General features: G+C 70.5%; 16 protein-coding genes. 9 read left to right on the plus strand and 7 right to left on the minus strand.

Going from position 1 to position 26,894, the window contains the following annotated elements; all coding sequences use genetic code 11:
- Positions 1-57: 57 nt before the first annotated feature.
- The 3 genes from ABT025_RS29075 to ABT025_RS29085 form a co-directional block, all read right to left on the minus strand.
- Entirely contained in the window at positions 58-1,452 is a 1,395-nt protein-coding gene (locus ABT025_RS29075; RefSeq protein ID WP_351000745.1) for a maltokinase N-terminal cap-like domain-containing protein, read from the minus strand.
- 404 nt (positions 1,453-1,856) lie between these two features.
- The gene (treS, locus tag ABT025_RS29080; protein WP_351000748.1) at positions 1,857-3,563 is read right to left on the minus strand and encodes a maltose alpha-D-glucosyltransferase; all 1,707 of its coding nucleotides are present in this window, start codon (positions 3,561-3,563) and stop codon (positions 1,857-1,859) included.
- A complete protein-coding gene (locus tag ABT025_RS29085; RefSeq protein ID WP_351000757.1) occupies positions 3,560-5,599 on the minus strand; it encodes an alpha-1,4-glucan--maltose-1-phosphate maltosyltransferase in 2,040 nt (679 codons plus the stop codon). The genes treS and ABT025_RS29085 overlap by 4 nt, the downstream gene beginning before the upstream one ends.
- 806 nt (positions 5,600-6,405) lie before the next feature.
- Here ABT025_RS29085 and glgP point away from each other — a divergent pair.
- Positions 6,406-9,009, plus strand: coding sequence for an alpha-glucan family phosphorylase (glgP, locus tag ABT025_RS29090; RefSeq protein ID WP_351000760.1), 2,604 nt, complete (start codon positions 6,406-6,408; stop codon positions 9,007-9,009).
- Between the two features lie 224 nt (positions 9,010-9,233).
- Complete coding sequence (locus tag ABT025_RS29095) at positions 9,234-10,457, plus strand: alginate lyase family protein (RefSeq protein WP_351000763.1); 1,224 nt, start codon at positions 9,234-9,236, stop codon at positions 10,455-10,457.
- Positions 10,458-10,545: 88 nt separating this feature from the next.
- On the opposite strand, the gene ABT025_RS29100 is transcribed toward ABT025_RS29095, so the two are convergent.
- The 3 genes from ABT025_RS29100 to ABT025_RS29110 form a co-directional block, all read right to left on the minus strand.
- A complete protein-coding gene (locus ABT025_RS29100; RefSeq protein WP_351000766.1) occupies positions 10,546-12,579 on the minus strand; it encodes a M4 family metallopeptidase in 2,034 nt (677 codons plus the stop codon).
- A 448-nt stretch (positions 12,580-13,027) separates the two neighbouring features.
- Complete coding sequence (locus tag ABT025_RS29105; RefSeq protein ID WP_351000769.1) at positions 13,028-14,953, minus strand: ABC transporter ATP-binding protein; 1,926 nt, start codon at positions 14,951-14,953, stop codon at positions 13,028-13,030.
- Positions 14,950-16,821: an ABC transporter ATP-binding protein gene (locus ABT025_RS29110; RefSeq protein WP_351000772.1), complete on the minus strand. Its 1,872-nt coding sequence runs from the start codon at positions 16,819-16,821 to the stop codon at positions 14,950-14,952. Before ABT025_RS29110 ends, ABT025_RS29105 begins: the two co-directional genes overlap by 4 nt.
- A gap of 271 nt (positions 16,822-17,092) precedes the next feature.
- Here ABT025_RS29110 and ABT025_RS29115 point away from each other — a divergent pair, with 271 nt between their 5' ends.
- From ABT025_RS29115 to ABT025_RS29135, 5 genes are all read left to right on the plus strand, one after another.
- Positions 17,093-17,554 (plus strand): hypothetical protein, encoded by a 462-nt coding sequence (locus tag ABT025_RS29115; RefSeq protein ID WP_351000775.1) that lies wholly within the window; start codon positions 17,093-17,095, stop codon positions 17,552-17,554.
- Positions 17,555-17,669: 115 nt separating this feature from the next.
- Complete coding sequence (locus ABT025_RS29120; protein WP_351000778.1) at positions 17,670-18,608, plus strand: ABC transporter ATP-binding protein; 939 nt, start codon at positions 17,670-17,672, stop codon at positions 18,606-18,608.
- Position 18,609: 1 nt separating this feature from the next.
- On the plus strand, positions 18,610-19,392 hold the full coding sequence (locus tag ABT025_RS29125) for an ABC transporter permease (RefSeq protein WP_351000780.1): 783 nt from the start codon (positions 18,610-18,612) through the stop codon (positions 19,390-19,392).
- Positions 19,393-19,415: 23 nt separating this feature from the next.
- Entirely contained in the window at positions 19,416-20,687 is a 1,272-nt protein-coding gene (locus ABT025_RS29130; protein ID WP_502972053.1) for a sensor histidine kinase, read from the plus strand.
- Between the two features lie 36 nt (positions 20,688-20,723).
- Positions 20,724-21,374, plus strand: a complete 651-nt coding sequence (locus ABT025_RS29135) for a response regulator (protein WP_351000783.1) — start codon at positions 20,724-20,726, stop codon at positions 21,372-21,374.
- A gap of 81 nt (positions 21,375-21,455) precedes the next feature.
- Here ABT025_RS29135 and glgX read toward each other — a convergent pair whose 3' ends face one another.
- Entirely contained in the window at positions 21,456-23,732 is a 2,277-nt protein-coding gene (gene glgX, locus ABT025_RS29140; protein ID WP_351000786.1) for a glycogen debranching protein GlgX, read from the minus strand.
- A gap of 155 nt (positions 23,733-23,887) precedes the next feature.
- On the opposite strand from glgX, the gene ABT025_RS29145 reads away from it, so the two are divergent.
- Positions 23,888-25,120, plus strand: coding sequence for a L,D-transpeptidase (locus ABT025_RS29145; RefSeq protein ID WP_351000789.1), 1,233 nt, complete (start codon positions 23,888-23,890; stop codon positions 25,118-25,120).
- Positions 25,121-25,390: 270 nt separating this feature from the next.
- On the plus strand, positions 25,391-26,644 hold the full coding sequence (locus ABT025_RS29150; RefSeq protein WP_351000792.1) for a L,D-transpeptidase: 1,254 nt from the start codon (positions 25,391-25,393) through the stop codon (positions 26,642-26,644).
- Positions 26,645-26,894 lie beyond the last annotated feature (250 nt).

Below are 26,894 nucleotides of genomic sequence, written 5' to 3' on the forward strand. Positions count from 1 at the left end.
GGGCGGGCGGAAAGGGGGGCCGGCGGGCCGGATGCGGTACGGGAGTGCCTTGCCGCGTCAGTCGGCGTCGGCCGCCAGACGGTGGATCGCGGCCATCGGGACCGGCAGCCAGTCGGGCCGGTGGCGGGCCTCGTACAGCACCTCGTAGACCGCCTTGTCGGTCTCGTGGGCGCGCAGCAGCTCCGGCTCGTCCCGGGGGTCGACGCCCGTGGTCTGCGCGTAACCGTCGCAGTAGGCGGTCCGGCAGCGCGCCGCCCATGCGGCGTTCCAGGGCCGGTGCGAGCGGGCCGCGTAGTCGAAGGAGCGGAGCATTCCGGCGATGTCGCGCACCGGCGGCTGAGGGCTGCGGCGCTCCGGGAGCGGGCGGGCCGGTTCGCCCTCGAAGTCGATCAGTGACCAGAAACCGTCGGTCCCGCGCAGTGTCTGGCCGAGGTGGAGATCACCGTGCACCCGTTGGGCGGTCCAGCCGTGGCTCCGGTGGCCCGGTTCGGTCACGGCGTCGAAGGCGGCACGCAGTCCGGGTACGTACGGGACCAGCTCGGGCACCGCGTGGGCGGCCGCCTCCAGCCGCCGCACCATGGCGGCGGCCAGCTGATCGGTCTGGGCGCGTTGCAGGGACGGCGTGGGCAGGGCGGCGGCGAGCGCGGTGTGCACCTCGGCGGTGGCCCGGCCCAGGGCGTGGGCCTCGTGCGTGAAGTCGTCGCCCGCCGCCAGCGCGCGCAGGGCGAGCTGCCAGCCGTCCTGGGCGCCGGGCAGGAAGGGCTGGAGCACGCCGAGCGTGAGACGTTCCGGCGCGGCGGCCTCGAACCAGGCGACCGGTGCGGGGACGCGTCCGCATCCTTCACGGGCGAGCGCGAGGGGCAGTTCCAGATCGGGGTTGGTGCCGGGGAACACCCGGCGGAAGATCTTGAGGATGTAGGAGTCGCCGTACACGAGCGAGGAGTTGGACTGCTCGGTGTCCAGCACCCGGGGGGTCAGCCCGGCGGGGATCGGCTCCTTTCCCCGGCCGAAGCGCAGGCCGCCGAGCCCGCCGGGTGTGCGCAGCCGCTCCAGCAGCAGGGAGGCGAGGCGGGGGTCGTGGAGGCCGTCGTAGACGGTGTGGCCGGCCAGTGGTCCGTCCGGCACCTGCCCGATGAGGGCGGGCGCCAGCCGCGGGGGCAGCGTGGACCGTACACCGAGCAGCAACTGGTAGCAGTCCGGGGGAGGCTGGGCCGGCATCGTGGGCTGATGGACTCTCACCAGGAGGTGGAGGAGCCCGGGACCGGTTTCGGCCGCGCCGGGGTCCACCGGCAGTATTTCGGTCGCCGAGACGAGCGAGAAGGCGGTGATGGGCCGCCCCTTGCCCGCGAACCACCGCTGCCGGGGCAGCCATTCGTGCAGCAGCGGTCCGAGAGACGGGAGCAGGGCTGTGCTGTTCGCCAGGGTGACCTGAGCGGATGCAGCCTCCGACATGGCATCGCGTCCTTTCCCCGGGCACACCACAGGATGCGAAGAGTGTCCCGGATTGCGGCTTTGGCTGTCCGGCTGTGCGGGACGTGTCGGGTCAGGATGGTCCGTACGGACTCGACTCGGAGTGATCGAAACGCCAGGAAGATCCAAGAAGGCTACGGAAGTGCTCGATATGGGGGGAAGAGTGCCCCGTGCGGGGCGGCGGAAACCGCCCCGCCGGTGGTGCCGGACGCCCAAGGGCTGTCCCGTATTCCCTGGCGGGCGCGCGACGACAGCTACGGCACCTCGCCGCGTTGTCGGAACGTCCGAATACATCCAGTATGCGGACGCTCCTCCGCCTTGCGATGCACCGCATCCGACGCCGCGCGCCGATCCACCACGGATTGCGGGACAGCCCTTGGGCCGCATCAGCTCGGCGGTGCGTCCTTCCGCAGCCGGAACCAGTAGAAGCCGTGTCCCGCGAGAGTCAGCAGGTAGGGCCACTGACCGACGGCGGGGAAGCGCACCCCGCCGATCAGCTCGACCGGATGACGCCCGTTGAAGGACCTCAGATCGAGCTCCGTCGGCTGCGCGAACCGCGAGAAGTTGTGCACGCACAGCACGAGATCGTCCCCGTGCTCACGGGTGAAGGCGAGCACGGCGGGGTTGGAGGAGGGCAGTTCGTTGTACGAGCCGAGCCCGAACGCCGGGTTCTGCTTGCGGATCTCGATCATCCGCCGTGTCCAGTGCAGCAGCGACGACGGCGAGGCCATCGCCGCCTCGACGTTGGTGACCTGGTAGCCGTAGACCGGATCCATGATCGTGGGGAGGTAGAGCCGCCCCGGATCGCTGGAGGAGAAACCGGCGTTGCGGTCGGGCGTCCACTGCATCGGGGTGCGTACGGCGTCCCGGTCGCCCAGCCAGATGTTGTCGCCCATCCCGATCTCGTCCCCGTAGTAGAGGATCGGGGAGCCGGGCAGGGACAGCAGCAGGGCGGTGAACAGCTCGATCTGGTTGCGGTCGTTGTCCAGCAGGGGCGCGAGGCGGCGGCGGATCCCGATGTTGGCCCGCATCCGCGGATCCTTGGCGTACTCCGCGTACATGTAGTCGCGTTCTTCGTCCGTGACCATTTCGAGCGTCAGCTCGTCGTGGTTGCGCAGGAAGATGCCCCACTGACAGCTCGACGGGATCGCCGGTGTCTTGGCCAGGATTTCCGAGACCGGGTAGCGGCTCTCGCGCCGTACGGCCATGAAGATCCGCGGCATCACCGGGAAGTGGAACGCCATGTGGCACTCGTCGCCGCCGGCCTGGTAGTCGCCGAAGTAGTCGACGACGTCCTCGGGCCACTGGTTGGCCTCGGCGAGCAGCACGGTGTCCGGGTAGTTGGCGTCGATCTCCTTGCGGACCCGCTTGAGGAAGCCGTGGGTCTCGGGGAGGTTCTCGCAGTTGGTGCCTTCGCGCTGGTAGAGGTAGGGCACGGCGTCGACCCGGAAGCCGTCGATGCCGAGGTCCAGCCAGAAGCGCAGCGCGGAGATGATCTCCTCCTGCACCGCCGGGTTCTCGTAGTTGAGGTCGGGCTGGTGCGAGAAGAACCGGTGCCAGTAGTACTGCTTGCGCACCGGGTCGAACGTCCAGTTGGACGTCTCGGTGTCGACGAAGATGATCCGGGCGTCCGGGAACTGCTTGTCGTCGTCGGCCCAGACGTAGTAGTCGCCGTACGGACCGTCGGGGTCGGTACGGGACTGCTGGAACCAGTCGTGCTGGTCGCTGGTGTGATTCATGACGAAGTCGATGATCACGCGCATGCCACGCTGGTGCGCGGCGTCGACGAACTCGACGAAGTCGGCGAGGTCGCCGAACTCCGGCAGCACGGCTGTGTAGTCGGAGACGTCGTAACCACCGTCGCGCAGCGGTGACTTGAAGAACGGCGGCAGCCAGAGGCAGTCGACGCCCAGCCACTGCAGATAGTCCAGCTTGGCGGTGATTCCCTTCAGATCTCCGATGCCGTCGCCGTTGGAGTCCTGGAAGGACCGGACGAGGACCTCGTAGAAGACAGCACGCTTGAACCAGTCGGGATCGCGGTCCTTGGCCGGGGTGTCCTCGAACTTGTCGTGGACGGGCTCATTGACGATCATGGTGTGGGTGACCCTCCGGTCGGCGGGGACGGTCGCAGGACCGCGATGTGCGCGGGCGTGACGCCCGGCTCCAGACGCACATAGAAGGTCCTGCCCCAGTGATAGGAAGTGCCGGTGAGCTCGTCGCGCACCGGCACGCTCTCGTGCCGTTCGAGGCCGAGTCGCGGCATGTCCAACGAGACGGTCGCCTCCTGGGTGTGGTGCGGGTCGAGGTTGACGACAGTCAGAACGATGTTCGAACCGGAGCGCTTGCTGTACACGATCAGGGCGTCGTTGTCGGACGAGTGGAAGTGCACGTCACGCAGCTGCTGCAGCGCCGGATGACGGCGCCTGATCCGGTTGAGTGTGGTGATGAGCGGGGCCAGCGACCGGCCCTCGCGCTCGGCGGCCTCCCAGTCCCTGGGGCGGATCTCGTACTTCTCCGAGTCGAGGTACTCCTCACTGCCGTTGCGGACGGGGGTGTTCTCGCAGAGCTCGTACCCCGCGTACACCCCCCAGGACGGGGAGAGGGTCGCCGCGAGCACCGCCCGTGCCTCGAAGGCCGGCCTGCCGCCCTCCTGGAGATGACCGGGAAGGATATCGGGGGTGTTCACGAAGAAATTGGGCCTCATGACGGAGGCGGATTCACCGGACAGCTCGGTCACGTACTCCGTGATTTCCTGCCGGGTGTTGCGCCACGTGAAGTAGGTGTACGACTGCTGGAATCCGACGGCGGCAAGGGTGCGCATCATCGCCGGGCGGGTGAACGCCTCGGCCAGGAAGATCACATCGGGGTCGGTGCGGTTGATGTCGGCGATCACCTTCTCCCAGAAGATCACCGGCTTCGTGTGCGGATTGTCGACCCGGAAGACGCGTACGCCGTGGTCCATCCAGAATCGCAGGATACGCACGGTCTCCGTGACGATCCCCCGCAGATCCTTGTCGAAGGCGATCGGATAGATGTCCTGGTATTTCTTCGGCGGATTCTCCGCGTAGGCGATGGTGCCGTCCGCGCGGTGGTGGAACCACTCGGGGTGTTTCTCCACCCACGGATGGTCGGGCGAGCACTGGAGGGCGAAGTCCAGTGCGATCTCCATACGCAGGGTGCGGGCCGTCTCGACGAAGTGGTCGAAGTCCTCCAGGGTGCCGAGATCGGGGTGGACCGCGTCATGACCGCCCTCGGCCGAACCGATCGCCCACGGCACACCCACGTCGTGCGGCGCGGGAGAGAGGGAGTTGTTGGGACCCTTGCGGTGGGTGGTGCCGATGGGGTGGATGGGCGGGAGGTAGACCACGTCGAACCCCATGGCGGCGACCGCGGGCAGTCGTTCGGCCGCCGTGCGGAACGTGCCGCTGATGATCCGGGGCGGCTTCGGGGCGGCGGCCCCCTTGGCCGTACGACCCTTCCGGGGCGCCTTGACCGGTTCGAACCTCGCCCCCTCGGAGCGGGGGAACAGTTCGTACCAGGAGCCGAACAGCGCGCGCCGGCGCTCGACGACGAGGGGGTGCGGGCGTGACGCGGTGACCAGCTCACGCAGGGGGTGACGGGCCAGCGCGGCGGACGCCTCGGGGGCGAGGGCCGCGGCCAGCCGGGCAGCGGCCGGCCGGGACTCGTCGCGCAGGGCGTCGACCGCGGCCAGCACCGACTCGCGCCCGTCCCGCTTGGGTACGCCCTCGGCGGCCCGCTCGAACAGTTCGGCGCCCTCCGCCAGGACGAGTGCGGTGTCGATCCCCGCCGGGATCTTGATCTGCGCCGCGTGCCGCCACGTGGTGACCGGGTCGCTCCAGGCCTCGACGGTGTACGTCCAGCGGCCCTCCGCCTCAGGAGTCACGTCGGCACCCCAGCGGTCGGTGCCCGGAGCGAGCTCGCGCATCGGCGTCCAGGGGCCGGGGCGCCCGCTCGGGTCCCGCAGCACGACGTCGGCCGCGACCGCGTCATGGCCTTCGCGGAAGACGGTCGCGGTGACCTGGAAGGTTTCTCCGGCGACGGCCTTGGCGGGCCTTCTGCCGCAGTCGACGAGCGGCTGGACATCGAGGACGGGAATGCGACCGATCATGAAATCACCTGGGGGCTGGAGCTCGGACTCGACAGGGCGCGAAAGGGGCGCGGAGGGCTGAAAGCGCGCGCCGCGACGGTGGGGTTCGGTCCTTTCTAGCTGCTCCGTCGATGACTGATGGGGTGTGGGCATGGCCGCTCCTGTCCGCGTTCACTCGAATGGCACTCGAATGGATGAGGTGGACGGTCCGGCGCACCGGTGTGGACCGAATGCGTACGACGTCCGCACCGATTGCATACGAACCGTGTGCGGATCGCCGGTGGACGGGGGATGAATCGTGCACGGGGCGGTTACGGATCGCTTTCGGCTCTCGTCCGAATGCATGCGTCCGGGTACCGGAGAAGCCTTCCCACGGATCTCGGTGGGCCAATCCGGCGGTGTGTTAACTACTCGGGCGTATCTGTGACAGTCCGAATGCGCCGGGCTCCGCCGCGCGTGAGCGGGATTGAGCGGAACCGGCGCACGCGGGGCGGTACGGGCGCCACAGGGCAGCTTTCCCTGTGATGCGAAGGCCCACAAGGCCGCACGAGGTGAGGGAATCGGCCATAACGCCTGTGACGGATGTGCCTGGATCCGCGTGCGGTGAGGTACGGGACGCGAGAGGTGCCGGATCCGGGGGCGGTGGTCGACGGGACGCGCGAGGCGACGGCGGCAGGGGCGGCCGGACCGCCCGGGGTCGCACACCTCGAGCCCGTCGCGCGCCGTGGTTGCCGGACGCCGCGCACCGCTACCGTCGAGGGTGACGGAGCGGCGCACACAGCGGTGCGTCCCCTCGGATTCGTACGTCCCCTGTAAAGGTGGAATACGTGAAGGCCATTCGTCGATTCACCGTGCGTCCCGTCCTCCCCGATCCCCTTCAACCGCTCAGCGATCTCGCGCGCAACCTGCGCTGGTCCTGGCACACCGAGACCCGTGAGCTCTTCCAGGCCGTCGACCCGGTGGCCGGCCGGACGGCGGAGTGCGACCCCGTGCGCCTGCTCGGTGCCGTGTCCGCCGGGCGCCTTGCCGAGCTGGCCCGGGACGAGCAGTTCCTGCACCGTCTGGCCGAGGTGTCCGCCGATCTCCGGGAGTATCTGGAGGGCCCCAGGTGGTACCAGGAACAACGTGCCCAGGGCGACGGGCCCCCCGCCGCCATCGCCTACTTCTCGCCCGAGTTCGGAGTGACGGCGGCCCTGCCGCAGTACTCCGGCGGGCTCGGCATCCTCGCCGGAGACCATCTGAAGGCCGCCAGCGACCTGGGCGTTCCGCTCATCGGCGTCGGCCTGCTCTACCGCCACGGCTACTTCCGCCAGAGCCTCTCCCGCGACGGCTGGCAGCAGGAGCGCTATCCCGTCCTCGACCCGAACGAACTCCCGCTCACGCTCCTGCGCGAGGCCGACGGGACGCCCAGCCAGGTCGTCCTCGCCCTCCCCGGCGGCCGCTCGCTGCACGCCCAGATCTGGCAGGCCCACGTGGGCCGGGTGCCGCTGCTCATGCTCGACTCCGACGTCGAGGACAACGCCCCCGTCGAACGCGAGGTCACCGACCGGCTCTACGGCGGCGGAAGCGAACACCGGCTGCTCCAGGAGATGCTGCTTGGCATCGGCGGGGTGCGCGCGGTGCGGACCTACTGCCGCCTCACCGGCCATCCGGACCCCGAGGTCTTCCACACCAACGAGGGTCACGCCGGCTTCCTCGGACTCGAACGGATCCGGGAGCTCTCCGGAACCGGCCTGGACTTCGACTCCGCGGTGGAGTCCGTCCGCGCCGGCACCGTCTTCACGACCCACACCCCGGTCCCGGCCGGCATCGACAGGTTCGACCGCGAACTGGTCGCCCGTCACTTCGGCGACGACGGCGAACTGCCCGGCGTCGCGGCCGACCGCATCCTGCACCTGGGCACGGAGACCTACGCCGGCGGTGATCCGGGCGTCTTCAACATGGCGGTCATGGGGCTCCGGCTCGCCCAGCGCGCCAACGGCGTCTCCACCCTGCACGGCGCCGTCAGCCGGGAGATGTTCGCCGGTCTCTGGCCGGGCTTCGACGCCCCGGAGGTGCCGATCACCTCAGTGACCAACGGGGTCCACGCACCCACCTGGGTCGCGCCCGAGGTCTACCGGCTGCGCACCGAGTCCGGGGGCACCCCCGGCCGGTGGGACTCCGTCGGGCAGATCCCCGGCCGGCAGCTCTGGGACCTGCGGCGCACCCTGCGCGAACAACTGGTGACCGAGGTGCGGGAGCGGCTGCGTGCCTCCTGGCTCAACCGCGGCGCACAGGCTGCCGAACTCGGCTGGATCGACGGGGTGCTGGACCCCGGCGTGCTCACCATCGGGTTCGCCCGCCGGGTGCCCTCGTACAAGCGGCTGACGCTGATGCTGCGCGACCGGGACCGGCTGCGGAGGCTGCTCCTGCATCCCGAGCGCCCGATCCAGATCGTCGTGGCGGGCAAGGCGCACCCGGCCGACGACAGCGGAAAGCGCCTGGTCCAGGAGCTGGTCCGGTTCGCCGACGACCCCAGGGTGCGCCATCGCATCGTCTTCCTGCCCGACTACGGGATGGCGATGGCCCAGAAGCTCTACCCGGGCTGCGATGTCTGGCTGAACAACCCGCTGCGCCCGCTGGAGGCATGCGGTACGAGCGGGATGAAGGCGGCACTCAACGGCTGCCTCAACCTGTCGGTCCTGGACGGCTGGTGGGACGAGTGGTTCGAGCCGGACTTCGGCTGGGCCATCCCCACGGCCGACGGCTCCGCGCTGGACGAGGACCGGCGTGACGACCTGGAGGCGGGCGCCCTCTACGAGCTGATCGAGGACCGGGTCGCGCCGCGCTTCTACGACCAGGGGGAGGAGGGGCTGCCCGGGCGGTGGATCGAGATGGTCCGCAGCACCCTGGGCACGCTGGGCCCGAAGGTCCTCGCCGACCGGATGGTCCGTGAGTACGTGGAGCGGCTGTACACCCCCGCGGCCCGGGCCCGGCGTTCACTGGACGACGCCACGGCACGGGAGCTCGCCGGCTGGAAGGCCAGGGTCCGGGTCGCCTGGCCGCGGGTGGCCGTCGACCATGTGGAGGCGGTGACGCCCACCGAGGCGGGCAGCTCGGCCGAGCTGGGCTCCACTCTGGCGCTGCGGGTCAGGATCACCCTCGGGGCGCTTGATCCTGACGACGTGGAGGTGCAGGCGGTGGCCGGCCGCGTCGACTCCGCCGACGCGATCTCGGACGCCCAGGTCTTCCCGCTGAAACCGGCGGGCGGCCAGGACCTGGAGGGCCGCTGGCTGTACGACGGCCCGCTCGCCCTCGACCGCACCGGCCCGTACGGCTACACCGTGCGGGTGCTGCCGGCCCACCGGCTGCTGGCCTCGGGCGCCGAACTCGGCCTGGTGGCACAGCCGACGGAATCGACCGGCGAGGGCGCGGGCGTGCTGATGCGCTGACGGTCCGTGTCACTAGGGCCCGGCACCCCAGGGGTGCCGGGCCCTTCGGCTGCCCGGGTGCGGGGCCTTCGCTTCCTGAACACAAGACCTTGACGTGTTCATGGGATGCCTTTAGGTTCCTCACTCATTGCAGCGTTCACAGCTCGACCCAATGTTCATGGACATGAACAGACCCTGGTTCGGGCCGAGTTGTGGACCTCCTCCGCACCGGAAGGCACCCCCACATGCGCACCGGAACCATCGGGCGCGGCCTCGGCCTCGCCACCGCTCTCGCGGCACTGATCACCGGCCTCTTCATGGCCCCGGCCTCGGCCGGACGAGCCGCCCCGGACGCGTCCCCGGCGGCGGTACGGGCTGCCGCGCCGGCGGCCTTCACCCATCCCGGCGTGCTCGTCAGCCGCCCCCAGCTCGACTTCGTGCGCGGCAGGGTGCAGGCCGGTGCGCAGCCCTGGAAGGGCGCGTACGACCAGATGATGGCGAGCAAGTACGCCTCGCTCAGCCGTACGGCCGAACCCCGCGCCGTCGTGGAGTGCGGCTCGTACTCCAACCCCAACTACGGCTGCACCGACGAGCGCGAGGACGCGACAGCCGCCTACACCCTCTCGCTGGCCTGGTACATCACCCAGGACAGCCGCTACGCCGCCAAGGCCGTCGAGATCATGGACGCCTGGTCGGCCGTGATCCAGGACCACACCAACAGCAACGCCCCCCTCCAGACCGGGTGGGCCGGCTCGTCCTGGCCCCGGGCCGCCGAGATCATCAAGTACACGTACGGCAGCTGGCCGAACGCGGGCCGCTTCGCCACCATGCTGCGCACCGTGTACCTGCCGAAGGTCATCAACGGCTCGAACAGCAACGGCAACTGGGAACTGAGCATGACGGAGGCCGCGATCGGCATCTCCGTCTTCCTCGAGGACCGCACCTCGTACGACAAGGCCGTCACCAAGTTCCGCGGACGTGTCCCCGCGTACATCTATGTGACCGCGGACGGCTCTCTGCCGAAGGTCGCCCCGGGCAGCGGCCTGGACACCCGCGACAAGATCATCAACTACTGGCAGGGCCAGTCGACGTATATGGACGGCCTCTCGCAGGAGACCTGCCGGGACCTGACCCACACCGGGTACGGTCTCTCCGCCATCTCCCACATCGCCGAGACCGGCCGGATCCAGGGACAGGACCTCTACCCGGAGATCGCCGACCGGCTGCGCCACGCCCTCGGTCTGCACGCCAAGTACCAGCTGGGGGCGGCCGTTCCGTCGTCGCTGTGCGGGGGGAGCCTCAAGGACAGCCTCGGGCCGGTCACCGAGGTCGGCTTCAACGCGCTGCACAACCGGATGGGCATCGCGATGACCAACACCCAGACCCTCACCGAGCAGCAGCGGCCCGCCGGGTCCAACAACCTGTTCGTCGCCTGGGAGACCCTGACCCACGCGGACAACCCGAACTGACCGCACACAGCCGCCCGGGAGGAATGGTCTCCTCCCGGGCGGGGCAGTGCGTCAGGTGCGTGTCGTGCGGTGGTGCCGGTTCAGCCGGTCAGAAGGTCAGCTTGAAGCTGTTGATCTTGCCGGTGTCGCCGGAGTAGACGTCCTGGACCTTCAGCTTCCAGGTGCCGTTCGCGACCTCCGAGGAGGCGTTGACGGTGTACGTCGTCTGGACGTTGTCCGCGGAGTCGCTCGACGAGGAGTTCTTCAGGCGGTAGGCGGTGCCGTCCGGGGCGACGAGGTCGATGACCAGGTCACCGCGCCAGGTGTGGGTGATGTCCACCCCGACCTTGAGGGTGCTGGGCGCGTTGCCGGTGACACCGGTGACGGCGACCGAGCTGGTGACGGCCGAACCGTGGTCGGGGATGGAGACCACGGTGGCGCTCTCGAAGACCTTGCCGCCGGGGTCGGTGCCGCCGCCGGGGCGGGTACCGACGTTGATGCCGGCCCAGGCGTTGGCGACGGCGGTGTACTCGGCGCTGGTCGTGCCGTACAGCTCACCGGCCACAGCGAGCGTGCCCGTGCGGGCGGCCGCGTAGTTGGTCGTCGAGGTGAACTTGGTGGAGAGCGCCTTGAACCAGATCTGCTCCGCCTTGGCACGGCCGATGCCGGTCACCGGCAGGCCGTCCGAGGTCGGGGAGTCGTAGGAGACGCCGTTGATGGTCTTGGCGCCGCTTCCCTCCGAGAGGAGGTAGAAGAAGTGGTTGGCCGGACCCGACGAGTAGTGCACGTCGACGTTGCCGATGCCGGAGTACCAGGCGTCCTTGGACGCGCCGTCCTTGCTCGGCTTGTCCTGGTAGCGCAGCGGGGTGCCGTCGCCGTTGATGTCGATCTTCTCGCCGATGAGGTAGTCGCCCACGTCGGTGGAGTTGTTCGCGTAGAACTCGACGGCGGTGGCGAAGATGTCGCTGGTCGCCTCGTTGAGGCCACCGGACTCACCGCTGTAGATCAGGCCGGCGGTGTTGGAGGTGACACCGTGGCTCATCTCGTGGGCCGCCACGTCCAGCGAGGTCAGCGGCGCGGCGTTGCCGCTGCCGTCGCCGTACGTCATGCAGAAGCAGCTGTCGTCCCAGAAGGCGTTGACGTAGTTGTTGCCGTAGTGGACGCGGGAGTACGCGCCGACGCCGTCGCCCTTGATGCCGGTCCGGCCGTGGACGTTCTTGTAGTAGTCCCAGGTCTCGGCCGCACCGTAGTGGGCGTCCGCCGCCGCGGTCTCCGCGTTCGAGGCGAGTCCGTTGCCCCAGACGTCGTCGGAGCCGGAGAAGAGGGTGCCCGTGCCGGACGTACCGTGGTTCAGGTTGTACGTCTTGTGGTTGCCACGGGCGGTGTCGGTCAGGTTGTACGTGCCCGAGGTGCCGAGGGTCACCGTGCCGCTGTACTCGGTGTTGCCGGTGCCGTTCTCGATGGCCTGCCACTCGTAGAGCTTCGCGCCGGAGGTGGCATCGGTGATGACGTGCAGGGCGTTCGGGGTGCCGTCCTCCTGCAGCCCGCCGACCACGGTCTCGTAGGCCAGCTGCGGCGTGCCCGACGCCATCCAGACGACCTTGCGGGGGGCCTTGTCGGCCGCGGTCTTGGACGAGCCGTCCGCCTTGGCCAGGCCGACGGCCTGCTTCTCGGCGGTCGCCGGGGCGATGTCCGCGGTCGTGTCGACGGCCTTGAGCTGCGCCGAGGTCGTCTTGGACGCCTTGGTGACGCTCTCGGTCGCGCCGGCCTTCGACTCCTTGACGACCAGGTCGCCGCCGAGGACGGGGAGCCCGCCGAAGGTGCGCTCGTAACGCGTGTGCGTGGTGCCGTCGTTGTCCTGGATGACGTCCCGGACGACGAGCTTCTCCTGCGAGCCGAGGCCGAGGCCCTTCGCGGTGGCCGCACTGCTCGCGGTGGCCTCGCGGATGAGCTCGGCGCGCTGCGAGGGTGAGAGCTGCTTGGCCAGCGCACCGGGGTTGGGCTGGGAGGCCGACGGGGCGGCCTGCGCGGCACCGCCCGGTGTGGCTGTGGCTGTTCCGGTCTGGACTCCTACGGCGAGGAGGGCTGCTGCGGCTATCAGAGCGCCGGTCGCGGTGGTACGACGGCTGAGCGTGGATCTCACGCGGACTCCTTCTGCGAGGGGGGTACCGGCGGCTGGGTGACCGTCCGGGCAGTGCAGGCAGTGAGCAGAACGGGGTGAAGAGTGTCAGCCGAGAGCGACCTCTGTCAGGACCGCGTCAACAACTTGGCCGGAATTCGTCCGTTGCCGGAATGGTCATGTTCGTTAAGCGGACGTTTCGCCGATCATCACCGCGATGTCGTCCGGGGGCCGTCGGGGCCCGATTTCGAGGAGGGAGCTGCGGTCGAGCGCGAATGCGTCGTGTTCGAAAAGAGTGTGAAGAACCGGGAAGTGACCACCTGGCGAGACGACCGGCAACTGTGGCTCGTTCCATGCCGTCCCGGGCCTCGCCGGCCCGCTCCGCGGCCCGGCGGGACGGCGGCTCCGCGCACACGTCGCCGGCGGTCCACGACCGCCCGCCGCCGGGCAGCCGTGGTCCGCGGGGGCGTCCTCAGGCCAGGCTCTCCCGCCAGGCGCGGTGCAGGCCGGCGAACCGGCCCGTGCCGCCGATGAGGTCCGCCGGGGCGCCGTCCTCCACGATGCGGCCGTGTTCCATCACCAGGACCCGGTCCGCGATCTCCACGGTCGACAGCCGGTGGGCGATGACCACCGCGGTGCGGCCGTGCAGCACGGTGTCCATCGCCCGCTGCACCGCCCGCTCACCCGGGATGTCCAGGGAGCTCGTCGCCTCGTCGAGGATCAGGACCGCCGGATTGGCGAGCAGGGCGCGGGCGAACGCGACCAACTGGCGCTGACCGGCCGAGATCCGGCCGCCCCGCTTGCGCACGTCCGTGTCGTACCCGTCGGGCAGGCCGGCGATGAAGTCATGGGCGCCGATCGCCTTGGCGGCCTGTTCGATCTCCTCGCGGGTCGCGTCCGGGCTGCCGATCGCGATGTTCTCCGCGACCGTGCCGGAGAACAGGAAGGCCTCCTGGGTCACCATGACCACCCCGCGCCGCAGTTCAGGGATGGCGAGGTCCCGCAGGTCGGTGCCGTCCAGCAGGACCCGGCCCTCCGTGGGGTCGTAGAAGCGGGCCAGCAGCTTGGCCAGCGTCGACTTGCCCGCGCCCGTCGAACCGACCACGGCGACCGTCTGGCCCGCGGGCACGGTCAGATCGAAGCGGGGCAGCACCTCTCCACCCGTCCGGTAGGCGAAACGCACCCCGTCGAAGACCACTTCGCGACCGGGGTGCCCGCTCACCGGCGCCGGCAGTTCCCGCGGCTCCAGCGCCTCGGGGACCGTCGGCGTCTGGGCCAGCAGTCCCGCGATCTTCTCCAGCGAGGCCGCCGCCGACTGGTAGGAGTTGAGGAACATGCTGAGCCGGTCGATCGGGTCGTAGAGCCGTCGCAGATACAGGACCATCGCGGCCAGCACACCGAGGGCGAGGCTTCCGGAGGCGACGCGGTAGGCACCCCACAGGACGATTCCGGCCACGGCGGTGTTGGCGACCAGCCGGGACCCGACGACGTATCGCGCGTTCTCCAGCATCGCGTCGCCGTTCGTACGCCGGTGCTCGTGGTTCAGCTTCCGGAAGACCTCGTCGTTGACGGGCTCGCGGCGGAAGGCCTGGACCGGACGGATCCCGTTCATCGTCTCCGCGAACTTCACGATGACCGCGGCGATCGCCGTCGACCGCGAAGCGAAGATCACCGCGGCCCGGCGCTGGTACAGCCGCACCAGCAGGTACAGCGGCACGAAGGACAGCACCGCGACGGCGCCCGTGCCGAAGTCCAGCCAGAGCAGCATCAGGGAGATGGAGACGAAGGAGAGAACGACTCCGATCAGTTCCTGAAGGCCCTCGCTGAGCAGCTCCCGCAGCGACTCCACATCGGTGGTGGAACGGGAGATCAGCCGCCCCGAGGTGTACCGCTCGTGGAAGTCCACGCTCAGCGCCTGCGCGTGACGGAAGATCCGGCCGCGCAGATCGAGCAGCACGTCCTGGTTGACCCGGGCGGAGGCCCGGATGAAGGCGTACTGCATGGCGCCCGCGCCGGCCGAGCAGAGTGCGTAGCCGAGGGCCACCGCGATCAGCGGCCCGTAGTCCTTGTCCCGGAACGCGGGCACCCCGCTGTCGATGGCGTACGCCACGAGCAACGGCCCCGCCTGGACCGCGGCCTGCTGGATCAGCAGGAACAGGGCGGCGACCACGACCCGGCCCCGCAACGGCCGCAGCAGCGAGACGAGCAGCGTGCGCGTGGCGCCGGGCGGAGTGGGCAGGTCGTCGCGGTCGAAGGGGTCCCCGGGCCGCTCGACGGGCGTGCCCCCCACTGTTCCGGGGCCCGCCGGATTCCCGCTCTCGTCCCTCTCGGCCCTGTTGTCTCTTTCGTCCCGGCCGTCGCCCGGTTCGGTGGGACGCCCGGTCGTGGTGCTCGTCATCGGGTGCTGCTCTCCTCTGCGGGGGCGTGCACGCCCGGAAGGTCATCGGCCGTCGTGCCCGAAGGGGGCGCCCCGGTGGGCTCCCCGCCGTCCGGGACGCCCGCCCCGGACATCAGCCAGGCGTATTCGGCGTTGCTGCGCAGCAGTTCCTGGTGGGTGCCGACCGCGGTGATGCGGCCCTCGGACAACAGGGCCACCCGGTCCGCGAGCATCACCGTGGACGGGCGGTGCGCGACCACGATCGCCGTGGTCTCCTCCAGCACGCGCCTCAACGCCGCCTCGACCAGCGTCTCCGTGTGCACGTCCAGCGCGGAGAGCGGGTCGTCGAGCACCAGGAAACGCGGCCGGCCGACGACGGCCCTGGCGAGTGCGAGGCGCTGGCGCTGTCCGCCGGAGAGGCTGAGGCCCTGCTCGCCGACCTGGGTGCCGATGCCGTGCGGCAGGTCGTGGACGAAGTCGGCCTGCGCGACCGACAGCGCCCGCCGCAGCTCCTGCTCGCCCGCGCCGCCCGCGCCCATCAGCACGTTCTCCCCGACGCTCGCCGAGAAAAGGGTCGGCTCCTCGAACGCCACCGACACCAGCTCGCGCAGCCGTTCGCGCGGCATGGTGGTGATGTCCTCGCCGTCCAGCGTGATCCTGCCGGACGTGGCGTCGTGCAGCCGGGGGACGAGCGCGGTGAGCGTGGTCTTCCCGGATCCCGTGGCCCCGACCAGGGCCATCGTCTCGCCGGGCCGGATCCGCAGATCGATCCGAGTGAGGACGGGTACGGAATCCTCGTCCGCGTCCGGGTAGCGGAACCCGACACTCTCGAAGACCATGCCGCCGGCCTCGGGGTGCTCGTTCCGGTCGGCGCCGCCGGGCACGGCCGTGTCCGCCTCCTCCGCCACGTCCATCACCTCGAAGAACCGCTCCGTCGCCGTCGCCGACTCCTGGCTCATGGCCAGCAGGAAGCCGATCGACTCCACCGGCCAGCGCAGCGCCAGCGCGGTGGAGAGGAAGGCGACCAGGGTGCCCGCCGAAAGACCGCCGTCCGCGACCTCGATCGTGCCGAGCACCAGCGCCGCCCCGATCGCGAGTTCGGGAATCGTCGTGATGAGCGCCCAGATGCCCGCGAGCAGCCGCGCCTTGCCGATCTCCGTGGTGCGCAGCCGCTCGGAGAGCGCCCGGAAGGCGAGGGCCTGGCTGCGGTGCCGGCCGAAGCCCTTGATGATGCGGACGCCGAGCACGCTCTCCTCGACCACCGTCGTCAGATCGCCCACCTGGTCCTGGGCCCTGCGCGCCACCACCGAGTACTTGGTCTCGAAGACGGAGCAGATGATCACCAGCGGCACGACAGGGGCGAGCAGCACCAGGCCGAGCGTCCATTCCTGCATCAGCAGGATCACGAATCCGACCAGGATCGTGGTGGTGTTGACCAGCAGGAAGGTCAGCGGGAAGACCAGGAACATCCGCAGCAGCATCAGGTCCGTGGTGCCGCGCGACAGCAGCTGACCCGAGGACCAACGGTCGTGGAAGGCCACCGGCAGCCGCTGCAGATGCCGGTAGAGGTCGGCCCGCATCGACGCCTCGACGCCGGCCAGCGGACGCGCCACCATCCACCGCCGCACCCCGAACAGGACCGCCTCGGTGATCCCCAGCAGCAGCAGGAACAGTGCGCCGAGCCAGACGCCGCCCGGGTCCCGGTGCGCTACCGGGCCGTCGACGATCCACTTCAGTACGAGCGGGATCACCAGGCCGAGACACGACGCGACGATCGCGATCAGGGCGGCGCCGGCCATACGGTTCCGTACCGGCTTCACATACGGCCACAGCCGCAGCAGGGACTGCGCGGCGGACCGGTCCTTGGGCTCTACATGTTCTTCGGGCATCAGGAGCGAGCCTACGTTTCGCCACTGACATCGCTCATGTGGTTTTCCTCGCCCCGCTAAGGCTTGACGGACGGACGGACGGCCGACCGCATCCGCATATTTGTCCGGCCCCGGGAGAGGGGCGGTGTGCACCGTGCCCACCACCGTGTGAGCAACCAGGGGCGGGACACATGACCGAGGCCGATGTGTACAACGAGCGGTGCGAGCAACTGTTCCTGGCGGGAGGACTCGGTGCCGTCCGGCGTGCCGCAGCTACTGGGAGGATCTGCGGATGGCCGCGGCCCAGGGCGCCGTGAAGCGGCAGGCGGTCGAGGCGCAGGCAGGGGATGTGGCGGACGCCCTGCGGACGCAGAACATCGACGGGGCGCGGGCGCGGGCGCGGGCCGCAGAAGCGGCGCGGGCATCGCCCGAGGACCGGCGCGCAGCCGTGCTCGCGGCCACACTCGACGCCCTCTCCGGCCCCGGGAACGCCCCGCTGCGCTGGATCGCCCGCCACCGCGGTCGGGTCTGGGCGGCCTCCGTCGCGCTCTCGGCCCTGACCGGGGCGCTGCTCCGGACGACCGGGGTGGTCGACGGGTTCGGGCCGTGGGGCCTGCTGTGGATGCTGCCGATGCTCGCGGCCGACGCCCGGCTCTCCTCGATCAGGAAGGAGGGCGAGCGGGCGGCCCTGACACGGCTGGAGGAACGGCTCTCAGGGGCGGGGGAGAAGGCCGGTACCGGCGCAGGCGCCTGAGGGAGCCGGGCCGGGCGGCGCCCGGTCGTAGCGCGGTGTCAACCGATCGGCGGATGCCGGTTCGAGCGCGATGGGGGATGCCGCCGAGGGGCCTTCGCCCGCGATGCTCACGGGCATGGCAATCATCGAACTGAACGGGGTGCGCAAGACCTACGCCGGCCGCCCCGTGGTCGACGGGATGAGCTTCTCCGTGGACGAGGGAGAGATCTTCGGAATCCTCGGCCCCAACGGCGCGGGCAAGACCACCACGGTCGAGTGTGTCGAGGGACTGCGGGTCCCCGACGCCGGTACGGTCCGGGTCGCAGGTCTCGACCCCGTCGCCGACCACGACCGCGTGACACTTCTGCTGGGCGCGCAGCTCCAGGAGAGCGAACTGCAGCCGAAGATCACCGTGGGCGAGGCGCTGGAGCTGTACAGCGCCTTCTACCCGCAGCCCGCCGACTGGCGCCCGCTCGCCGAACGTCTCGGGCTGCACACCAAACTCACCACACGGTTCGGCCGGCTCTCCGGCGGCCAGAAGCAACGCCTCTCCATCGCGCTCGCCCTCGTCGGCAGCCCCAGGGTCGTGGTCCTCGACGAGCTGACCACCGGACTGGACCCGCGGGCCCGGCGCGACACCTGGCAGCTGATCGAAGAGGTACGCGACAGCGGGGTCACGGTCCTTCTGGTCACCCACTTCATGGAGGAGGCCCAGCGGCTCTGCGACCGTATCGCCGTGATCGACAGGGGGAGCATCGCCGCCCTCGACACCCCCTCCGGACTGATCGCCGCGGCCGGCAGCTCGACGGCCATCTCCTTCACCCCGTCCGAGCCGCTCCCCGACGCCGAACTGGCCGGACTGCCCGGCGCCGTGTCGTGCGAGAACAGGAACGGGCGGATCGTCATCAACGGCACCGACGAGACCGTCAACGCCGTCATCTCGCTGCTGGCCCGGCTCGGTGTCACCGCGCAACGGCTCCGTGTCGCCGAGGCCACGCTCGACGACGCCTTCCTCGGCCTCACCGAACACCCCGGCCCCGCGGACGAGCGCGGCCTGACAGAACAGGCAGCCTGAGATGGCCACAGCGAACACCGTTCCCGTGCCCCGCACCGCCTCTTCGCGCGCCTCACTCGCGGTCCTGAGGTCCGAGGCCCGGCTCTTCCTCCGCGAACCCGGCAGCCTGTTCTGGATCCTCGCCTTCCCGACCGTACTCATGACGATCCTCGGCCTGATCCCGTCCTTCCGGGAGCACGACGACGCGCTCGGCGGGCGCCGGGTCATCGACCTGTACGTACCCGTGGCCGTACTGCTCGCCATGATCATGGCCGGTCTCCAGGCGATGCCGCCCGTACTCACCGGCTACCGCGAACGCGGCATCCTGCGCCGCATGTCCACCACCCCCGTGCGGCCCTCCGCCCTGCTCGGCGCGCAGATCGTCCTGCACGGAGCCGCGGCGCTCGGCTCCACCCTGCTGGTGACCGCCGTCGGCCGGATCGCCTTCGGAGTACGGCTGCCCGGTCAGCCGTTCGGCTATCTGCTCGGGCTGCTGCTGGCCGTCGCCTGTGTGCTGGCGCTGGGCGCGCTGGTCTGCGCCGTCTCGCGCACCACCAAGATCTCGGCCGCCATCGGCTCGGTCGTCTTCTTCGTGATGATGTTCACCGCCGGCGTCTGGGTGCCGGTGCAGACCATGCCCGACACGCTCCGGCGCATCGTCCAGGTCACCCCGTTCGGCGCGGCGTCCCAGGTGCTGGACCGCGCGGCCACCGGCGCCTGGCCGAGCTGGGCGTATCTCGCGGTGGTGGCTCTGTGGACCGTACTGGCGGCGGTGGCCGCCATCCGTACGTTCCGATGGGAGTAGGCGCCGCGGGGGAGACTTCACCCATGAACACGGGGGAGAAGGGCATGACCGGTGTGACGACGGCCGAACAGTGGTGGGAGCGGTTCTTCCGGCACGGACCGTACGGTCTGCTGGGCCTGGCCACCGTGGTCTCGGCCGTGACCAGCGGGCTCATCATGTCCCGCGCGGATGTGTACGCTGCCGCGGTGCTGCTCCCCACGGCACTCCTCCTGCAGCTCTGGTGGAGCCGTACCCGGACCGCCCCGGGATCGCCGGCCGCGCTCTGCTACTTCGTCGTCCGCACGCTGCTGGCCCTGGGGCTGACCTGGTGCAACCCGTTCTTCTCGATCTATGCCGTCCTCGGCTACTTCGACGCCGGCCGGGTCCTCCCGCGACGCGGCGTGCGGGCCGGGCTGCTGATCACGGCCGTCATCATGGCCGGTTCGCAGTCCGGCAACGGCCTGCCGCCCGTCACCCTCATGAACTGGGTCGTCTTCGTCATCGTGCTGGCCGTGCACGTGACCCTCACCATGGTCTTCGCCCAGATCGGCGACCGGGAGGCCGAGCAGTCCCGTACCCAGACCGACACCATCACCGCGCTGGAGTCCGCCAACGCCAAGCTCGAACAGGCCCTGGCCGAGAACGCCGGGCTGCACGCCCAACTCCTCGTGCAGGCACGCGAGGCGGGGGTGGCCGACGAGCGGAGCCGGCTGGCCGCCGAGATCCACGACACCCTCGCCCAGGGGCTCATCGGCATCATCGCCCAGCTCCAGGTCGTCACCTCCACGGGACGGACCGACCCCGCGCTGGCCCGGGAGCACCTGGCCCGGGCCGCCGCGCTGGCCAGGCACAGCCTGGGCGAGGCACGTCGTTCGGTGCACGATCTCGTCCCGGCGGCCCTGGTCCACGACGACCTGCCCCGCGCCCTGGAGAAGACGGTCACCACCTGGTCGCAACGGTCCGGCGTCCGCGCCGAGTTCACCGTCACCGGCACCGTCGAACCCCTGCACGACGAGGTCGGTGCCACCCTGCTGCGCATCGCGGAGGAGGCCCTGGCCAACGCGGCGCGGCACGCCGGGGCGTCCCGGGCCGGCGTCACCCTGTCCTTTATGGGCGACGAGGTCTCGTTGGACGTACGGGACGACGGCCGCGGCTTCGACCCGGCCGCGCTGCCGCCGTACCGGGGCGCCGGCGGATTCGGGCTCGGCGGCATGCGGGTCCGCGCCGAACGCATCGCGGGCACGGTCGAGGTGGAGACCGGACCGGACCTCGGCACCGCCGTCTGCGCCCGGGTCCCGATGGTCCGGCACGACTGAGGCACCACCCGCGCCCGCACAGTACGGTGGACCGCCATGGACCGGGAACCCGCACGCGTCATCACACTGATCGTCGTCGACGACCACCCCGTCGTGCGGGACGGACTGCGCGGCATGTTCGAGTCGGCCGCCGGTTTCCGGGTGCTCGGTGAAGCGGCCGACGGCGTCGAGGGCGTCGACATGGCCGTCCGGCTCGACCCCGATGTCGTCCTCATGGACCTGCGGATGCCGGGCGGCGGCGGTGTCGCGGCGATATCCGAACTGACCCGGCGCGGCGCCCGCTCCAGGATCCTGGTCCTCACCACGTACGACACCGAATCCGACACCCTGCCCGCGATCGAGGCGGGCGCGACCGGCTATCTGCTCAAGGACGCGCCGCGCGACGAGCTCTTCGCCGCCGTCCGTGCCGCCGCCGACGGCCGCACGGTCCTGTCGCCGGCCGTGGCGTCCCGGCTGATCTCACGGGTGCGCACCCCGGCCGCGCCCGGCCACGAGTCGCTGTCCGCGCGCGAGCGCGAGGTGCTCGGACTCGTCGCCAAGGGGACGACGAACCGGGAGATCGCCGCCGAACTGTTCATCAGCGAGGCGACCGTGAAGACCCATCTCACCCATGTCTTCGCCAAGCTGGGTGCCAAGGACCGCGCCGCGGCGGTCGCCGTCGCCTACGAACGCGGCATCCTCGGCTGACCGGCTGACCGGCTGACCGGCTGACCGGCTGACCGGCTGACCGGCTGAACCGCTGACCGGCTGAACCGCTGACCCGCTGTCTCACCCCGTCACCCGCAGCAGCAGCACCGACCTCGCCGGCACCGTCATGAGCGCGCCGCCCCGGTGGAGCGTGCCCGGTGCGGCGGACTGGTCCTCCCGCGAGGTGTCCAGGACCAGTTCGTACGCGTCGGCCCAAGGCGGTCCCGGCAGCAGGAACTCCGCCGGGCGGTGACCGGCGTGCAGGACGGCGAGGAAGCTGTCGTCGGTCACCTGCTCGCCCCGGGCGTCGCGGCCCGGGATGTCGCGGCCGGAGAGGTAGAGCCCGACCGTCGCGGCCGGTGCGTACCAGTCCCCCTCCGTCATCTCCGCGCCCTGCCGGGTGAACCACGCCAGGTCCCGCAGCCCGTCCGGTGCCTGCGCCCGACCGGAGAAGAACGCCCGGCGGCGCAACACCGGATGGGTGTGGCGCAGCGTGAGCACCCGGGCCGTCAGCTCGGTCAGCTCCCGCCACTGCGGCTGCTCCAGCAGTGACCAGTCCACCCAGCCGATCTCGTTGTCCTGGCAGTAGGCGTTGTTGTTGCCGCCCTGGGTGCGGCCCATCTCGTCGCCCGCGACGAGCATCGGCACCCCGGTCGACAGCAGCAGCGTGGCGAGGAGGTTGCGCAACTGGCGGCGGCGCAGCGCGTTGACACCGTCGTCGTCGCTCTCGCCCTCGGCGCCGCAGTTCCAGGAACGGTTGTCGGAGGTCCCGTCCCGGTTGCCCTCGCCGTTGGCCTCGTTGTGCTTCTGCTCGTAACTCACCAGGTCGCGCAGGGTGAAGCCGTCGTGTGCGGTGACGAAGTTGACCGAGGCGTACGGCCGGCGGCCGCCCCACGCGTACAGGTCGCTCGATCCGGTCAGCCGGTAGCCGAGATCGCGTACGTCGGGCAGGGCACCGCGCCAGAAGTCCCGTACGGCGTCCCGGTACCGGTCGTTCCACTCGGTCCACAGCGGCGGGAAGGCCCCCACCTGGTAGCCGCCGTTGCCGACGTCCCACGGCTCGGCGATCAGTTTCACCCGGCGCAGCACCGGGTCCTGGGCGATCACCGCGAGGAACGGGGACAGCATGTCGACGTCGTGCATCGACCGGGCGAGCGCCGCCGCCAGGTCGAAGCGGAATCCGTCGACACCCATCTCCGTCACCCAGTACCGCAGCGAGTCCGTGATCAGCCGCAGCACGTTCGGCTGCACCACGTGCAGGGTGTTGCCGCACCCCGTGTAGTCCGCGTATCGGCGGGCGTCGGACTGGAGGCGGTAGTAGCCGCGGTTGTCGATGCCGCGCAGCGACAGCATCGGGCCGAGCTCACCGGCCTCGGCCGTGTGGTTGTAGACGACGTCGAGGATCACCTCGATGCCCGCGTCGTGCAGGGCGCGCACCATCCGCTTGAACTCGCCGACCTGCCCGCCCGCCGTGCCGCTCGCGGAGTATCCGGCGTGCGGGGCGAAGTAGCCGATGGAGTTGTAACCCCAGTAGTTGCGCAGCCCACGCCGCAGCAGATGGTCCTCGTGGGCGAACTGATGCACCGGCAGCAGCTCCACGGCCGTCACTCCGAGGCGCTTCAGATGGCCGATGGCCGCGGGGTGCGCGAGTCCGGCGTAGGTGCCGCGCAGCTCCTCGGGGACACCCGGGTGGCGGGCGGTGAAGCCGCGGACGTGCAGTTCGTAGATGACGGAGTCCGCCCACGGTGTCTTGGGCCGGCGGTCCTCGGCCCAGTCGTCGTCGTCATGGACGACCACCCCTTTGGGGACGTACGGAGCCGAGTCCCGTTCGTCGCGCACGGTGTCGGCGACATGCTGCTGGGGCCAGTCCCTCACATGGCCGTACACCTCCGCCGGAAGGGTGAAATCGCCGTCCACCGCCCGGGCGTACGGATCGAGGAGCAGCTTCGCCGCGTTCCACCGGGCGCCCGTCCACGGGTCCCAGCGTCCGTGCACCCGGTAGCCGTAGCGCCGGCCCGGCCGCACACCTGGCACGAAGCCGTGCCAGATCTCGTGGGTCAGCTCGGTCAGGGCGAGCCGGGTCTCGGTGCCGTCCTCGTCGAAGAGGCAGAGCTCGACGGCCTCCGCCCCGCCCGCCCAGAGGGCGAAGTTGGTGCCCGCGACCCCGTCGGGGCCCACCCGGAAGCGGGCGCCCAGGGGTGTCGGCGCCCCCGGCCACACGGCGGGCGGCCGCTGGGCCGGCTCGGCGGTCCGCCCGGATCCGGCGGCGGGCTCCCGCTCCACCGCCGCCCCGGCCGGTCCCGAATCCGGTCCCGTGTCCGTCCTCGGCACTGCCTCCTGCTCGGCTGCGCTCGACACCTGCTCGCCTCCCGCGGCTCGTGGGGACCGGCACCGAAAGGGCGGCGCGCGGCGTCCCGGCCGCGGCTCCCCGAGTGTGGTCGTCCCCTTTGTTCTGCCCACGACGGGGCCCGCACTCACGTTTCCCCCGGACCGCCCGCGTCGTTGGGGGGGACGTGAACCACGTAGCGAAGAAGACAGGGGCGAGCCCGGCGGCCGTGACGGCCCGGTCGGGACTGCTCGCCGTACTGGCCGTACTGGCCGTTCTGACCGGCTGCTCGGGTACGGATTCGATCATCGGCGGGAAATCCCGCTCGCCGCAGGAGGCCATCCGGATCACTCCGCGGGACGGGGCCGAGGACGTCGCGCCGGACGGCCGGGTCGAGGTGAAGGTCCCGGACGGACGGCTGGAGAGCGTCGAGGTGACCCGGATCGAGGACGCGCAGAAGCAGGAAGTACGGGGCCTGATCGCCGAGGACGGGCTGTCCTGGTCCCCGCAGGGGGTGGCAGGCCGGCTCGGGCTCGCCGCCAAGTACAGCGTCGACGCGGTGGCGTCGGACGGGGCGGGGCACCGCTCGGCCCGGCACACCACGTTCACCACGGCGGTCCCCGAGCACCGCTTCATCGGGTACTTCAAGCCGGAGAACCGGTCGACGGTCGGCACCGGCATGATCGTCTCCTTCAAGTTCAACCGTCCTGTCACCCGTCGGGCGGCCGTGCAGCGGGCCATCCGCGTGACCTCCGATCCGGCGGTCGAGGTGGCGGGGCACTGGTTCGGCGACGACCGCCTCGACTTCCGCCCCGCCTCCTACTGGCAGCCGGGCACCGAGGTGACCGTCGAGGTGGGGCTGCGCGATGTGGAGGGCGCGCCGGGCGTGTACGGCAGCCAGCGCAAGACGATTCGTTTCACGGTCGGCCGGGAGCAGGTGTCCCGGGTGGACTCGGCCGCGCACACGATGGAGGTGCGCCGGGACGGGCAGCTCGTCTCGACCGTCCCCATCACCGCGGGCTCGCCGACGACGACCACGTACAACGGCAAGATGGTGGTCAGTGAGATGCACGAGGTGACGCGGATGGACGGGCGGACCGTCGGCTTCGGCGGCGAGTACGACATCAAGGATGTCCCGCACGCCATCAGGCTCACCGAGTCCGGCACCTTCCTGCACGGCAACTACTGGTCCGACGAGGACATCTTCGGTTCGACGAACGTCAGCCACGGGTGCATCGGACTGCGCGACGTGCAGGGCGGCAGCAGCTCCGCTCCGGCCGGCTGGTTCTTCGACCGGACACTGATCGGCGACGTCGTCGAGGTCGTCAACTCCAAGGACAAGCAGGTCGCTCCGGACAACGGCCTGGGAGGCTGGAACATGGACTGGAAGCAGTGGAAGGCGGGTTCCGCACTCCGCTGACACGCGGGCGTTCGACCCCGGTTCCTCATCGACGGCGCGGCCCCTCCCGGCCGCGCCGTCCGACGTACCGGCTCCATGGCGGCCGAACCGCCCGCGACCAGGCGAACTGCTGCGCCGAGTTGGGACGGAACGGTGACAATAGTGGGGCGATCCGCCTACGGGTGGTGTGATTATCTTTCGATGAGCGCGCATGTGCAGCGTGCGGGGGTGGGGGCCTGCGGGCCCCCGGGGCCTTGGCTGGGCCAGGCCGTGTGAGGGGAGACGACCACATTGAACGGGCAGCCGATATCGGGGGCATCGGCCGGGGCGAACGGCAGGCGGCGGGGGCGTGGTGCCACCGGCCTGCCGGCTCTGGTGCTGGGTGCGCTGCTGTTGCTGGTGACGGCGTGCGGTGGGGGAGACACCGACGGCGGGGGCAAGGGCGGCAAGGCGGACGGGGCGGGGACGGGGGACACCACCGCCTCGCAGGCCGTCGTGAACATCGTGCCGAAGGACGGGTCCGATTCCGTCGCCACGAGCGGGGCACTGAAGATCTCGGCCGAGCAGGGGAAGCTGGCCACGGTCAAGGTCTCCGATCCCAAGGGGGCCGAGGTCGCGGGGAAGATCGCGGCGGACGGTGCGAGCTGGGAGCCGGACCGGCACCTGGCCTCGGCGACCAAGTACAAGGTCCATGCGGTCGCCAAGGACGCGAAGGGCCGTGAGTCGGCGAAGGACACCACCTTCACCACGCTGGTCCCGCAGAACACCTTCATCGGGCAGTACACCCCGGAGGACGGTTCCACGGTCGGCGTCGGTATGCCGGTCTCGATCCACTTCACCCGGGGCATCACCGACCCGGAGGCCGTCGAGAAGGCCATCGAGGTGAAGGCCGAGCCCGCCGTGGAGATCGAGGGCCACTGGTTCGGCAACGACCGTCTGGACTTCCGTCCCGAGGACTACTGGGCCGCGGGCACCAAGGTGACCGTGAAGCTCGACCTCGACGGCGTCGAGGGACGCCCGGGGGTCTACGGCAAGCAGGCCAAGACGGTGTCGTTCACCATCGGACGCCGGCAGGTCAGCACCGTCGACGCGGACTCGCACCGGATGAAGGTGGTCCGGGACGGCCGGCAGATCAAGGACATCCCGGTCTCGGCGGGTGCCCCGGCCACCACCACGTACAACGGCCAGATGGTCATCAGCGAGAAGCTCCGGGTGACCCGGATGAACGGAGACACCGTCGGCTTCGGCGGTGAGTACGACATCAAGGACGTGCCGCACGCGATGCGCCTGTCCACGTCGGGCACCTTCATCCACGGCAACTACTGGGGCGGCTCGGGCATCTTCGGCACCACCAACACCAGCCACGGCTGCGTCGGTCTGCAGGACGCGCGTGGCGCCGGTGACCCGAGCACCCCGGCGGCCTCGTTCTTCAACAGCTCGCTGATCGGTGACGTCGTGATCGTCAAGAACTCCCACGACGACACGATCCAGCCGGACAACGGCCTCAACGGCTGGAACATGAGCTGGTCGGAGTGGACCGCTTAAGGCTTGCAGCACGGACGGACACGCACGACACGCACGGACATGCACGGGCCCGGTGCCGACGGACAGATGCCGTTGGTCACCGGGCCCGTGCGTGTCTGCGGGCCCGCGTGAGTGTCTGCGGGCGCGTGAACGGCGGCGGCTCCCGGGATCACGGTGTGGTCCCGGGAGCCGCCGCCGTTCACGGGGAGCGGCGGCCGAGGAGTGATGTGAAGCGATATTTCGGCCCGTATTCGATACGTGTGCGACGGTC

This window comes from Streptomyces sp. NPDC002809 (assembly GCF_040295435.1).
Taxonomy (GTDB): domain Bacteria; phylum Actinomycetota; class Actinomycetes; order Streptomycetales; family Streptomycetaceae; genus Streptomyces.